Origin of the sequence: Thiorhodospira sibirica ATCC 700588, assembly GCF_000227725.2 — a bacterium.
Classification (GTDB): Bacteria; Pseudomonadota; Gammaproteobacteria; order Ectothiorhodospirales; family Ectothiorhodospiraceae; genus Thiorhodospira; species Thiorhodospira sibirica.
Window position 1 is genome coordinate 2,885,933 of record NZ_MU255056.1, and the last position, 13,448, is coordinate 2,899,380.

At 58.4% G+C, this 13,448-nt stretch carries 9 protein-coding genes and 1 pseudogene; 8 read left to right on the forward strand and 2 right to left on the reverse strand.

What is annotated here, in order from left to right; all coding sequences use genetic code 11:
- Positions 1-4 precede the first annotated feature (4 nt).
- The 3 genes from THISIDRAFT_RS13315 to dnaG all read left to right on the forward strand — a co-directional run bounded on the left by THISIDRAFT_RS13315 (position 5) and on the right by dnaG (position 3,752).
- Entirely contained in the window at positions 5-1,342 is a 1,338-nt protein-coding gene (locus THISIDRAFT_RS13315; protein WP_006787010.1) for a nucleoside recognition domain-containing protein, read from the forward strand.
- A gap of 238 nt (positions 1,343-1,580) precedes the next feature.
- Positions 1,581-1,859, forward strand: coding sequence for a hypothetical protein (locus THISIDRAFT_RS13320; protein ID WP_006787009.1), 279 nt, complete (start codon positions 1,581-1,583; stop codon positions 1,857-1,859).
- A 123-nt stretch (positions 1,860-1,982) separates the two neighbouring features.
- On the forward strand, positions 1,983-3,752 hold the full coding sequence (gene dnaG / locus THISIDRAFT_RS13325) for a DNA primase (protein WP_006787008.1): 1,770 nt from the start codon (positions 1,983-1,985) through the stop codon (positions 3,750-3,752).
- A 20-nt stretch (positions 3,753-3,772) separates the two neighbouring features.
- Here the strand turns inward: dnaG and THISIDRAFT_RS13330 are convergent, their stop codons facing one another.
- The gene (locus tag THISIDRAFT_RS13330; RefSeq protein WP_006787007.1) at positions 3,773-5,764 is read right to left on the reverse strand and encodes a YgiQ family radical SAM protein; all 1,992 of its coding nucleotides are present in this window, start codon (positions 5,762-5,764) and stop codon (positions 3,773-3,775) included.
- A gap of 384 nt (positions 5,765-6,148) precedes the next feature.
- Positions 6,149-7,105 (reverse strand): GAF domain-containing protein, encoded by a 957-nt coding sequence (locus THISIDRAFT_RS13335; protein WP_139063985.1) that lies wholly within the window; start codon positions 7,103-7,105, stop codon positions 6,149-6,151.
- A gap of 122 nt (positions 7,106-7,227) precedes the next feature.
- Between THISIDRAFT_RS13335 and THISIDRAFT_RS13340 the strand changes: the two genes are divergently transcribed.
- The 5 genes and pseudogenes from THISIDRAFT_RS13340 (at position 7,228) to THISIDRAFT_RS13360 (ending at position 13,212) form a co-directional block, all read left to right on the forward strand.
- The gene (locus tag THISIDRAFT_RS13340; protein WP_006787005.1) at positions 7,228-7,620 is read left to right on the forward strand and encodes a hypothetical protein; all 393 of its coding nucleotides are present in this window, start codon (positions 7,228-7,230) and stop codon (positions 7,618-7,620) included.
- A gap of 259 nt (positions 7,621-7,879) precedes the next feature.
- Positions 7,880-7,993, forward strand: a pseudogene (locus tag THISIDRAFT_RS13345) (IS5/IS1182 family transposase); the annotation flags it as partial.
- A 374-nt stretch (positions 7,994-8,367) separates the two neighbouring features.
- Positions 8,368-10,389 carry a methyl-accepting chemotaxis protein gene (locus THISIDRAFT_RS13350; protein ID WP_006787004.1) on the forward strand — a complete coding sequence of 674 codons (2,022 nt, stop codon included), beginning with the start codon at positions 8,368-8,370 and terminating at the stop codon, positions 10,387-10,389.
- A gap of 238 nt (positions 10,390-10,627) precedes the next feature.
- Positions 10,628-12,037: a bifunctional enoyl-CoA hydratase/phosphate acetyltransferase gene (locus THISIDRAFT_RS13355; protein WP_006787003.1), complete on the forward strand. Its 1,410-nt coding sequence runs from the start codon at positions 10,628-10,630 to the stop codon at positions 12,035-12,037.
- Positions 12,034-13,212, forward strand: coding sequence for an acetate/propionate family kinase (locus THISIDRAFT_RS13360; protein WP_006787002.1), 1,179 nt, complete (start codon positions 12,034-12,036; stop codon positions 13,210-13,212). The genes THISIDRAFT_RS13355 and THISIDRAFT_RS13360 overlap by 4 nt, the downstream gene beginning before the upstream one ends.
- Positions 13,213-13,448 lie beyond the last annotated feature (236 nt).

The following is a 13,448-nucleotide window of genomic DNA, read 5'->3' on the forward strand; positions in this document are numbered from 1 at the left end:
GCGCATGAATGTGATCTTTTTTGCGCTGGTGGCAATGGCCTTTGGCGCAGCAGCCTTTGCCCAACTGCGCTGGGATGGCGAAGGCAGCGCACCGATGGAGCTGTTGACGCGCAGCATTATCGATTCCGCCAGCGGCGCGGTGGAATTGGCCATTGGCCTGATCGGCGTCATGACCCTGTTTCTGGGGCTGATCAAGGTTGCCGAAGCTGGCGGCCTGCTGGCCATTCTGGCGCGCCTGATCCGCCCGCTGATGGTACGCCTGTTTCCCGAAGTGCCGCCCAATCATCCGGCGATGGGCGCCATGATCCTCAATCTGTCGGCCAATATGATGGGGCTTGGCAATGCCGCCACGCCCTTTGGCATCCGCGCCATGCAGGAGCTGGAAAAGCTCAACCCGCATCCGGGGGTGGCCAGCAATGCCATGGTGCTGTTTCTGGCGATTAATACCTCCAGCGTCACCCTGTTACCCACCGGGGTGATTGCCCTGCGGGCAGCGGCGGGTTCGCAAGACCCGGCGGCGATCTTGCCCACCACCTTATTTGCCACCCTCTGCGCCACCCTTGCCGGAATCAGTGCGGCGATGCTCTATCGCCGCTGGTTTCCCCTGCCGCCACCGGTTGCGCTGCCGCCGAGCGTGCCAGACCATGTGCCAGCATCCCCGGAGAATGAAGCTACACCCAGCAAGGCCCCCGCTGCGCCGGTGGATAGCGAAGCGGCAGCACTTCCCCACGCTGACGATCCGCCCTATCCCGGCTGGGTATCGGCGCTGGCCCTGCTCGCCTTTGTCAGCCTGATTCCCCTTACCGTGCTGTATGGGCAGGTGATTGCACCGTGGATCATTCCCGCGCTGGTGCTCGGCTTTCTGAGCTTTGGTCTGCTGCGCGGGGTGCGGATTTATGAGGTCTTTGTCGAGGGTGCCAAGGAAGGATTTCAAGTGGCGGTGCGCATCATTCCCTATCTGGTGGCGATTCTGGTCGCCGTGGGAATGCTGCGTGCCAGCGGCGCCTTGGGGGCAATGGTATCCTGGATCAGCCCGTGGACGGTTCCTTTAGGGATGCCCGCCGAGGCTTTGCCGATGGCCTTGTTGCGTCCCTTATCCGGTTCCGGAGCCTATGGCATCATGGCCTCCATCATCAATGACCCCGCCATTGGCCCGGACAGTTATATCGGCTATCTGGTCACCACCTTGCAAGGCTCCACCGAAACCACCTTTTATGTGATTGCGGTGTATTTTGGTGCGGTAGGCATCCGCCGTCTGCGCCATGCCATCCCCGCCGCGCTGACCGCCGATATTGTGGCCGTGATTGCGGCGGTTGTGGCCGTCAGCTGGCTGCTGGCCTGAGCGCCTGCGCTAAATCCTGCACAGATCGCTTGCACCCAGGCGCGATGTAAGCGACTATCTCGACCGGGCGGGGTTTGCCCAATGCCTCATACGCAAAAGGCTTCAAAGTGCCCGTCAATGCCGGGCGCAGTGAGCTTTTCCGCCTCTGTCGGGGCACAAGACACCCGCTGCGTCGGTCGCGTTGCAAATGACGCTATCTCAACGATGTATCCTGATAAACGATAGAAGGAGAATGCCCGTGTCAAAAGAAGTCATTGTTTTGCTGATTGGTGTTGCCGCATGCATCGGGGTTTTTTATTACTACAAGCCAAAACCCAGACCGAGAAAGACCGCGACAGACCAACACAGCACTCCTGCCACAGAGGCCAGCACTGCCCAGCACAACCCGGCGCTGATGAATCAGCCATCCGGCGAAAGCACAGCAACACCCAGTCCGGACGCGCCTGCGGCTGCCGCCAATACGCCCGCCCCTTCGACTAACGAAGACCAACCCGCGTCACAACGCAGCGACACCTAAATACAGCACACACCTCCGGGGCCTGCGCGCCTGTAAAACGGCCCTGGAGGCTTGCGCCGTTCGCTTGAAATATCATCAGCACAAGAAGTTTATGTTTACAGGGTTGGCTATTCTGAGCGGTATATGTCTCTAATTCCTGAGCCATTTATTAATGAGCTGCTTGAGCGCACGGATATTGTGGCGCTGATTTCGGCGCGGGTGCCGCTCAAGCGTCAGGGCAGTAATTACATGGCCCGCTGTCCGTTTCATACGGAAAAAACCCCCTCCTTTTCCGTCAATCCGGCCAAGCAGTTTTATCACTGCTTTGGCTGTGGCGAGAGTGGCGATGCCATCCGCTTTCTGATGCGCCATGAAGGATTGGCGTTTCGCGAGGCCATCGAAAGCTTAGCCACGGATGCCGGGATGGAGATTCCGCAGGCGGAAAATGAACGCGGCGTAACACCGGAACACCGCAAGCAGCATGAAACCCTCTACGCAGCCTTGGCCAAAGCGGCAGAGTATTACTACGCCCAGTTGCGCCACAGCCCCGAGGCCATTGAATACCTCAAACAACGTGGACTCACCGGCCAGATCGCCCGCACCTTTCAGATCGGCTATGCCCCCAAAGGCTGGGATGCGCTCTACAAAGCACTGGGCAGCGCCTTTGATGTACACATCCTGCTGACCGCAGGTCTGCTTGGGGAACGGCCACAGGGCGGCTATTATGACCGCTTTGTCGATCGCATCATGTTCCCGATTCGCGACGGACGCGGGCGGGTCATCGGCTTTGGCGGCAGAAGCCTGGGGCAAAACAGCCCCAAATACCTCAACTCCCCGGAAACGCCGGTCTTTCACAAAGGCCGCGCCTTATATGGCCTGTTTGAGGCGCGTCAGGCCCAAGGCCGCCTGAGCCAGCTCGTGGTGGTTGAAGGCTATCTGGATGTGATCGCCCTGGCGCAGTTTGGCTTACCCTATGCGGTTGCCACACAAGGCACAGCGACCACGGCGGAACAACTCACCTTATTGTTTCGTCACAGCCCACGCATTGTGTTTTGCTTTGATGGTGATGCGGCGGGCAAAAAAGCCGCCTGGCGGGCCTTGGAGCATACTTTGCCGGTGATGCAGGATCATCGCGAGGCGGCTTTTTTGTTTTTACCCCCAGGAGATGATCCGGACAGCTGGATTCGACGTGAAGGGCTTGCTGCCTTTGAGCACTTGCTGCAACAAGCGATGCTGCTCAGTGAATTTTTAATCCGTGAATTAAGCCAGCGCCATGCGCTCAATAGCGCCGAGGGGCGGGCACAACTGGTTCGCGAAGCGGCCAGACTGATGGCGTTGATGCCCGAGGGATTGCTCAAAGCGCAATTGCTCACCGAGCTGAGCCGCTTGACCGCGATTGCGCGGGATACCGTAGCGCATTATGTCAGTCAAACACCGCCGCCCCCTCAAATGCCCACGGCACCGCACACAGCAAGCCCGCCACGCACCTCCAAACTGCCCAGCCCGCAGGTGATGCAAACCCCGGTGCGCATAGCTCTGGCGCTGTTACTGCAAAGCCCGCCCTTGGCCTTGCGGGTAGAAGACCCCGCACGCCTGCAAAACCCCGACATTCCCGGCAGCGTCTTATTAAGCGAAGTCATCCAGCGGATCCAGCAAAGCCCGCAGCTACAAGGGCCAGAGCTGCTGCAACAGTATCAAAGCCATCCCGATGGCCCCCATCTGCAAAAACTCGCCCAGTGGTCCATTCCCACCGACAGCCCTACGGCCCATGCGCGCCTGTTTGACGACGCCATTCGGCGCATTCAGCAACGCCATCGCGACCTGCACACCCAACGACTGCTCAGCCGGGCGGCGGAACATCCCCTCACCCCCGAGGAAAAAAAAACCTTGGCCCTGCTATTAAGGCCACGCTAACTGTCTCAGGACGCGGTGACTCAGCGCGGGTGTTTGCGGCGCGGTTTGGCGCTTGTGTGTGGGCGGTTATTACTGAGGGACGGGCGTGGGCGTGGACGCGGTTCTGGGGGAATCAGGTGGCGCTTGCTCTGGCCGATCAAATCCGTGCGTCCCATACGCATGAGGGCGTCGCGCAGCAGTGGCCAGTTTTGCGGGTCGTGGTAGCGTAACAAGGCCTTGTGCAAACGGCGCTGGCGCTCGCCTTTGGGGATAAACACCCCCGCCCCCGGCGTTATGGCTTTGAGTGGATTGAGGCCGGTGTGGTACATGGTGGTTGCCAGGGCCATCGGCGCTGGCAGAAAGCTTTGCACCTGATCCAGGCGGTAGTCGTGCTGCTTGAGCCACAGCGCCAGCGCCAGCATGTCTTCATCGGTGCTGCCGGGATGGGCGGCGATGAAGTAGGGGATCAGGTATTGTTCTTTGTGCGCCGCCTGGGAGTATTGGTAAAACAGGCGCGCAAAGGCTTCATAGTGGGCAATCGCCGGTTTTTGCATCACCGCCAGCGGGCCGGGTTGGGTGTGCTCCGGGGCGATTTTCAGATAGCCGCCGACGTGGTGAGTCACCAGTGCCTTGATATAGTCAGGGTCTTGCAGGGCCAGATCATAGCGCACCCCGGAGGCAATCAGGACGCGCTTGATACCCGGTGTGCTACGCACTTGCTGGTACAGCCGCTTAAGTTCGGTATGGCGGGTTTCCAGACGGCTGCAGATCTGCGGATGCAGACAGGAGGAACGCCGACACTGTGCCTCAATCGCCTTGTCCTTGCAGCCCAGGCGGTACATATTCGCCGTCGGTCCGCCCAGATCGGAGATCACCCCGGTAAACCCGGCTACCTTGGCCTTGATGTCTTCCACCTCCTGCAAAATAGAAGCCTCGGAACGGCTTTGAATGATGCGCCCCTCATGGGCGGTGATCGAACAAAAGCTGCAACCGCCAAAACAGCCGCGCAGAATATTGATGGAGCTGCGGATCATCTCCCATGCAGGCAGGCGCGCATCGCCATACTGCGGATGCGGGGCCCGCGCAAAGGGCAGGGCATATACGGCATCCATTTCAGCGGTGGTCAGCGGGAGCGGTGGCGGATTCAGCCACAGAAATTTATCCCCATGCGCCTGGAGCAAGGGGCGGGCATTGCCAGGATTGCTCTCCAGATGCAGACAGCGGGCCGCATGGGCATAGGCCAGCGGATCATCTTTGACCTGGGCATAGCTGGGCAGCTGGATCAACGGCTGGGCGAGCGCCTTGGGCAACCCCTGTGGCGACGCCTGTGCATCCAGCAGCGTCCACCCCTCCGGCACTTGCTTGCAGACAAACGCGGTGCCGCGAATATCGCGCAACTGGCGGATACCTTCCCCCTTGGCGAGGCGGTGTGCCACCTCGACCACGGCGCGCTCGGCATTGCCATACAGCAGCAGATCCGCCTTGGCATCCAATAAAATGCTGCGCCGCACCTTGTCAGACCAATAATCATAATGCGCCGCCCGGCGCAACGAGGCCTCAATCCCGCCCAGAATGACCGGGGTATCACGATAGGCCTCGCGGCAACGCTGCGCATACACCAGCACCGCCCGATCCGGACGCCGCCCGGCCTGCTCATGCGGGGTATAGGCATCATTGCTGCGGGGCCGACGCTCAGCGGTATAATGATTCACCATCGAATCCATATTGCCGCTGGTCACCCCAAAAAACAGCCGGGGTTGCCCCAGCACCTGAAAGGCTGCCGCCGAAGTCCAGTCGGGCTGGCTGATGATCCCCACGCGAAAGCCCTGCGCCTCCAGCAAACGACCGATGATCGCCATGCCAAAACTTGGATGATCCACATAGGCATCCCCGGTTACCAGAATGACATCACAGGCATCCCAGCCCAGCACCTCCATCTCGGCGCGTGACATCGGCAAAAAAGGCGCAATACCAAAACGCACCGCCCAATAAGGACGATACGCAAATAATCCAGGAGCAGGCGGTGTGTGCATCAATCAGTTCCTACGCAAGAAATCCCGGCCACACGGGCGCGGGGAGGGATAGCGGCTACAACCTCGCAGCCGCCAACGTGGATGGATACAGACCCACCCGATGTTTGCCGGGTTCAATGCAGGGACGCATCGGTGAGGGTGATGCAGGTAGTGTTATTTTCATCAGTTTGCGCGGGAAACCCCGGCCTGAAGGCCGGGGAGGGATAGCGCGGCTTGCGAAGCAAGCCTCCTGTTCCCGACGCTTCCTCTTTGGTAGCTTGCTCTCTTTATACATGGATGCTATCTATATTTTAACCGCCGGGCTGGCGGGGTTAGTCTGTGGAGAAACTGTAAGTCCGGTGTCTCTTTGAGGCATTTGGCAGGTCTCGGCGAAGCAGAAAGCGCTCAGCAGCAATGCTGGGAATCCCCCTCCTTCCTACCTGCCGCGACGCACGCGGCGCAGGCAGGTAGGGCGGGGAGGATGTCAAACATGCGATCACGCGCCTGCTTGGCCCGGATGACCTCAACGCCCAGGGCCAGCTCCTGCGTCAATTGCTGTAATAAGGCCACTTCACGCGCATCTGCAAAGGCATTGGGCTGCGTGCTATACAGCGCCAGGGCGCCGATAATCTGCTGATCCTCCTGCAAGGGAAAGGCGATACATGCCTGACAGCCGCGCTCCTGCAACGCCGTGCGCCAGGGGGCATCCTGTGGTGTGTCGGGATCATCGACGCGGTGTAAAACCATGCTCTGTGTGCCAATGGCCTGTTTTACCATACAAAAATGAGCCCGCTGCGGGTGTTCCAGATGGCAAAAATCCTGTTGTAGCGCACTGCTTTGCGCGTGGCTTGCCGATTTAACGATATGACAATCGTCCTGGTGATAGCCGATGCAGGCAAGATGAAAGCCGCCGTATTGCACCAGCATCTGACACATGGCCTCCAAAAATGCAGTTTCCTGTTCGGCCTGCACTAATTCATGCCCTCCTTGCACCGTCAATTCCAGCAAACGGTTGGCGCTAAGCAGATGCTGCTCGGTATTTTTGCGCAGCTTGATCTCATCGCGCAGTGTGCGGGCCGTATTTTCCAGGTCGCAATTTTTCGCGTGTAAGGTGGCCACCAGTTCTGACAGGGTACGCGATAAAACCGAAACCTCATCACGTCCAGTCGTTGCCTGCAAAACCTGCCCGGTTTCGCCGTGATGAATACGCTCGGCCTGCAAGGCAAGCTGGCGCAAGGGTTTGATGACATTCCAGGAGGTGAGCCAGCCCAGCAACGCCAACAGCAGCGCGATCCCCAAACCTGCCACGAAAATGCGCGCTTGCAGCTCATCTGCCGGGGCCAAGGCGCTGTGCAAGTCCACCCGCGCAACCACCACCCACCCCAGACCTGACCCTGATCATCCAATACCGGCGCGGCAATATCGACAAAGCGGATCACCTCGTTTTCCTCGGTGGCCAAGGCCCTGGCCAAAAGCAATGCATCGTGTACATCGCCCAGATAAGGCCCTTGCAAACCCTCGGCAAACCACGGGTGATGGGACACCCCCAGCCCCTCCAGCAGGCCATCTGTCGCCGCAGCCACAGTCCCGTTAATATCCGTCAAACCAATCCAGGAATGCACCGGATAAGTATTGCGCAGGGTTTCCAGCAAGGCGCGCTTTTCGGCCACTGGCTTGGTGCGGTCGGTCATGCCGGGCCACTGCGCAATGATCAGCATCTCGCGGTAGCGCTCAAACATATCCCGATCCAGCTTGTCCGCCATCTGGAAAATTTTATCGGTCAGGGCCAGCTCCGTGACCTCAATGATTTTGTCGCGAGCGAGATTTCCCGCCAAAAAACCAACCCCGATGGCCAATTAACCTCTTTAAATTTGTGAACACTGCTCAAAAAATCAAAGCACTATCGAGACTCGATAGATTTTTTTACCAGGATATCATGGGCTTGACCTGATATTGTACTGACGCTGCCCGCGCAGGCGTTGACGGTCTGGACCGTCCGTTGGTGTTGCATCGTGGTAAAAGTATACACTGCCCCGCTGCTGGCATAAGTCAGATCCCACAGCGCCGAGATCAGGTACTCGAAGCGCTTGCGGTTGTAAGTGTTGAGTTGTTCCAGACTCCAGCCACGCCGACCTTCTAATTCGCACCATCGGACAGGCACGCGCAAACTTTGCGATAACGATGACGGCCGCCTGCTACACCCTCAAGCGGCAGGTGTACTTCCAGAAGGCCGGGATCGAGGTCTTCTGACGCCCGACATGGGCCGAATCTCCGTTTCACAGAGCGATTCGCCAGAAAAATGGGGCCTAATCGCATGCAAAAGCGCTGAGCCGTCAGAAAAATTGAACTGAATTCGGTCATGGCCATCATTTGGTAGTCGGGTTCATTGAAAAACCCGGGTTATTCGAGGTGCCCTTTAGGAGCTATTCGTGTCAAATGCTATGATCACCGCGCCTTGGGCTATCGGTGCTGATGGATCAGCGGGGATTAAGATCATAAAACACCTGAGACAGCAGGGTGGCCACTGCGATCTGGGCAATGGATGCCATCAAGAATTTGAAGGATACTCGCCAAGGCAACAAGATGATATTAGGTTATAAGCTCATAATTAACAAGGAAAAATAATGAATCTAGCGGCATATCAAAGTCTTAAAATGCGCATTCGGATGGGATTGGCGCTGGTATTGCTCGTGTTGATTTTAGTGATTACCGGGGTGATCTTTTTTCAAGGGGAACCAAGGATGGTTCGCCAGACTCAGCAACTGATTGAGCAAGCGGGTTTGTCGCTGCAGGTTCAGTTACAGCAACAGCTGACGGTGGTGGAGACGCTGACGATGACGCTGGCGGATCTGTGGGCAACCTTGCCAAAAGAGGCGGCACTGTATCATCAGGTATTTCCCCCGCTGCTGGATCAGCACGGTAATCCGGCCATTGCCGGGGGTGGTATCTGGCCTGAGCCGCGTGTCTTTGACTCCGAAGTGGTGCGTCGCAGCTTTTTTTGGGCGCGTGAACAGGGCCGCATGGTCTATCTGGATGATTATAATGATCCCGCTGGCAGCGGCTATCATCAGGAAGACTGGTATCAGGCAGGACGGGGGCGGGATGCCTCACAGGGCTGCGTGTGGTCGCCGGCCTATACCGATCCACACTCCCAGGCGCCGATGGTTACCTGCACGGTAGCCTTGCGCGCCGGTGCATTTGCCGGGGTGGCTACATTGGATGTGGATTTGGGCGGTCTCAATGCCTTGCTGGCGGAACAAGGCCAGATTACCGGCGGCTACGCGCTGTTATTTGATCAAACCGGACAGTTGCTGGCCTTCCCGGCGTCGCTGGCACCGATGATTCGCGTGGAGCGTGATCAGGATTTTATGTCGCGGCAGGCCTTGCTGGAGGCATTGCCCGGCTATCAACGGGTGCAGACGCTCTTTCAGGAGCGCAAGCAGCCCTCTGCCGGGGTGCGTATCGCCAAGGACCCGGTGCTCAATGTCTCCACCTATGCTCACCGCTTTACCCTGGAGGAAACCGGCTGGCACATTGTGTTGGTCACGCCCTGGAGTCGCATGGTGGGTGAGGCCAGAGCATTGACCTGGACGCTGTTGGCCTATGTGGTGCCGCTGATGGTGGTCTCCATCATCCTGGCCTTGTGGGCTTCGCAGCGCCTGCTGGATGCGATTAACCAGACCACTGAGCGCATCCGCCAGTTGGCCAATCCGGATCAGGGACAGAGCAAACAGCGTCTGCCGACACAGCGTAATGATGAAATCGGGGCTTTGCAGCAGGCGGTGAATGCCTATGCCGATTTTTTTCAGCGCTTGCTGGATGAGATTGCGGGTTATGCTACGGCCTTGTCCAATGAAGCCAAAACCCTGGCGCAGTTTAGTGATGGCTTGTCGGCACGGGCGCAGACGCAAAATGAGGCTAATGAGCTGTTGCTTAGTGCGGTGACGGAAATGGCCGGGCGCGCCCACGAGGTTGCAGAACATACGCAGGAATCCACGCACACCAGCGCCGCCTCTCAGTCCTTGGTGCGCACTGGGCGCCGTTTGGTGCAGGAAAACCATTCAACCATCAGTGTGTTGGCGCAACTGATGGATAAAACCCAAAGCATGGTGACGCAATTACAAGATGACAGTGAGCAGGTGGGCGTGATTTTGAATGTGATCAAAGGGATTGCCGATCAAACCAATCTGCTGGCCTTGAATGCGGCGATTGAGGCCGCCCGGGCAGGCGAACGGGGACGCGGCTTTGCCGTGGTGGCGGAAGAGGTGCATCGTCTGGCCATTAAATCACAGCAATCCACCGAAAACATTGAGCGCATTATTCATGGCTTACAGGGGGCATCGAAGCAGACCGTGACGGCGATGCGTCAGGGCCGCGAGCAAACCCTGGCCAGCGTCACGCAGGCCAATGATGCGGTCAGCGCCCTGGAAGACATTGCCAGCGCCTTTGCCACGCTCACAGAACTGGCGACGCGTATTGACGAGCTGGCCCACGCCCAGGCCGAGGTCGCACGGCATGTCAATGATACGATGAACGCCCAGCAAGACAGCGAACAAACCTTGCGCGATTCACAACGCATGCGCGAGATCGGGCAGCGCATTGATATTCTAGCCAAAGAGCTTGATGCGGCCACCTTCAATGCATAAATCAATTAGCAATATCTGTGCGCTATCCTTGAAAGAGAGACACAGACGATGCGCAGGCCGTCAGCGCTTGGGTGTCCATTAAATGCCCAGTCGGCGGTCTGGCACACAAGGTTTACGAGGGTTGAGGAAACACCATAATAATAGGCGTATAGCCAATATGTGCGCATGTTGCGCCGCCATTGCCTGCGCGCAATGTGTGAAACCAAACCACTCAAACAGATAGGTCTTACTGCGTTTTATGAATCAAAAAATTGAATATATTGAAAATCGTACTTTTGATGAAATCGAGATTGGCGAAACCGCTGTCATTGAACGGCGGCTTACCATGGAAGACATCAAGCTGTTTGCGGTTATCTCCGGGGATGTCAATCCGGCTCATGTGGATGAGGATTTTGCCAAGAGCACCCGCTTTCAGGAGGTGATTGCGCACGGGATGTGGGGCGGTGCCCTGATTTCAACGGTATTGGGCACGGAATTGCCCGGCCCTGGCACCATCTATCTGGGACAGACCCTGCGCTTTCTTGCGCCGGTCGGGCTGGGCGATGTGCTGCGTATTGAAGTGAAGGCGATAGAAAAAGAGCCGTATAAAAAGCGCATCAAATTCGACTGTCGCTGCGTCAATCAGGAAGGGGCCAGCGTGGTTGAAGGGGTGGCTGATGTGATCGCCCCCACGGAAAAAATCCGCCGTCCCCGTATGGTATTGCCACGGGTGCGCATGACCGAGCGCGCCCACCTGCACGAGATTTTAAGTGCCGCGAATCATCCCGAACCGGTCACCATGGCGGTGGTACATCCGGTGGACAGCCCCTCCATTATGGGCGCCTATGAAGCGGCCAAGGCGGGCTTGATTCGTCCCGTTCTGGTGGGGCCGGCCTCGCGCATTCACGCCGCTGCTGAGGCCGCCGGCATTGATATTTCCGGCTTTGAGCTGGTCGATGTACTGCACAGTCACGCGGCAGCGGCTGAAGCGGTGTCGATGACGCGGGCGGGAACCATCGGGGCCATCATGAAAGGCGCGCTGCACACCGATGAGCTGCTGCGCGAAGTGGTGCGCAAGGACGCGGGTTTACGCACCGAGCGGCGCATCAGCCATGTGATGGCCTTTGATGTGCCGACCTATCCGCGCCCCTTGTTTATCACCGATGCGGCCATCAATATCTACCCAACCCTGGCGGACAAGGTGGATATTGTGCAAAACGCCATTGATCTGGCTCATGCCATCGGCAATAAAAATCCCAAGGTGGCGATTTTATCGGCGGTGGAAACCATCAATCCGAAGCTGACCTCCACCCTGGAAGCGGCTGCATTGTGCAAAATGGCCGAACGCGGCCAGATTGTAGGCGGCATCATTGATGGCCCACTGGCATTTGATAATGCCGTCTCTGAAGCGGCGGCCAAGACCAAGAACATCCACTCCCCCGTGGCGGGGAAGGCCGATATTCTGGTGGCGCCAGATCTGGAGGCGGCGAATATGTTGATGAAGCAGTTGACGTATCTGGCCGATGCCACTGGCGCGGGATTGGTGATTGGGGCGCGGGTGCCGATTGTGCTGACCAGTCGTGCCGATGATGCCATTACCCGCATAGCTTCTTGTGCGCTGGCCTTATTGCTGGCGGATTACCAAAAGAAAAAGGCCAAGTCATCATGAGGCAGTTGCTGGTCCTTAACAGTGGCTCGTCGAGTCTCAAGTTCGCCCTGTTTCAGGCCGAACGCGAGGATCGCATGGAGGATTTCCGGCTACACTACCGGGGCCATTTTTCCGCCCTCGGGGCGCAGACCCGGCTACAGATAGATGATGCTCAAGGGGCCTCGTTGGAGGCCCTGCCCAGCGTTAACGGCAGTCTGAACCATCAACAGGCGCTGGGCCTGCTCATTGACTGGCTGAATGCCCAGCCTGACGTGGCCAAGCTCAGCGCCATCGGACATCGTGTGGTCCACGGCGGCAAGGACTATCAAGCCCCGGTGCGTCTGGAGGCACACAGCCTTAACGCGCTCCTGGCCCTGATTCCTCTGGCGCCGCTGCATCAGCCGCATTGTCTTGCGCCGGTGGAAGTGCTGGCGCAGATGCTGCCGGAGGTGCCGCAAGTCGCCTGCTTTGATACCAGCTTTCACACCCAGCAGCCGGCGGTGGCGCGGCAGTTCGCCCTACCGCAGGCACTGACTGACAGCGGCATCCTGCGCTATGGCTTTCACGGCCTGTCCTATGAATACATCAGCCAGCGCCTGGCCCGCGAATTAGGGCGCGCTGATACAGGCCGGGTGATTGTCGCGCATCTGGGCAATGGCGCGAGTTTGTGTGCGCTGCGAGATGGGCGCAGCGTGGCCTCGACCATGGGCTTTACGGCGGTGGATGGTCTGCCCATGGGGACGCGCTGCGGGAATCTTGATCCTGGCGTGATCCTGCATCTGCTGGATAACGGCTGGGACAGCGCGCAAATCAGCGACCTGTTATATAAGCGTTCAGGTCTGCTGGGGGTATCGGGCATCAGCGCGGATATGCGCACCCTGTTGGCCAGTGATGCGCCCTCTGCCCGCGAGGCTATTGAGCTGTTCGTCTATCAAATCGTGCGCGCCATCGGCAGTCTTGCGGCCGCTTTAGGTGGCTTGGATCATCTGATCTTTACCGCCGGCATCGGCGAACGCGCCGCCCCGATTCGCGCCGCTGTCTGTGAGGGTTGTGATTGGCTAGGTGTGGTCATGGATGAGGCCGCCAACCATGCCCATGCGCTTTCGATTGCTGCGCCACACAGTGCGGTCGGCGTATGGGTCATCCCCACTGATGAAGAACGCATGATCGCCTGGCACACCGCCCGCCTGCTATAAACCACGAAACCAAGGCCGTCGAACACGCGGCGGCCTTTTCACACCGTTAGCCGCCCATGTCATCCCCAAATCCATCTTTGCGCCTTGTGCAAGGTAGCAAAAACGCGTGGATGCTGCTGATGGACGCCGTTTAATCAAAGTGTGATCAAAAGGCACACTTATGTGCCGATCAGCGCGTAGCCTACCGCGAGGCGGTGCTTTGGTGTAGTATCCGCTGTCATTTGAGGGGTGCGCTG

What these genes read in the sequence shown, in the direction of transcription:
- THISIDRAFT_RS13350 (WP_006787004.1), top strand. Translation starts at nt 8,368, where the DNA reads ATGAATCTAGCGGCATATCAAAGTCTTAAAATGCGCATTCGGATGGGA.
- THISIDRAFT_RS13355 (WP_006787003.1), top strand. Translation starts at nt 10,628, where the DNA reads ATGAATCAAAAAATTGAATATATTGAAAATCGTACTTTTGATGAAATC.
- THISIDRAFT_RS13360 (WP_006787002.1), top strand. Translation starts at nt 12,034, where the DNA reads ATGAGGCAGTTGCTGGTCCTTAACAGTGGCTCGTCGAGTCTCAAGTTC.
- THISIDRAFT_RS13315 (WP_006787010.1), top strand. Translation starts at nt 5, where the DNA reads ATGAATGTGATCTTTTTTGCGCTGGTGGCAATGGCCTTTGGCGCAGCA.
- THISIDRAFT_RS13330 (WP_006787007.1), bottom strand. Translation starts at nt 5,764, where the DNA reads ATGCACACACCGCCTGCTCCTGGATTATTTGCGTATCGTCCTTATTGG.
- dnaG (WP_006787008.1), top strand. Translation starts at nt 1,983, where the DNA reads ATGTCTCTAATTCCTGAGCCATTTATTAATGAGCTGCTTGAGCGCACG.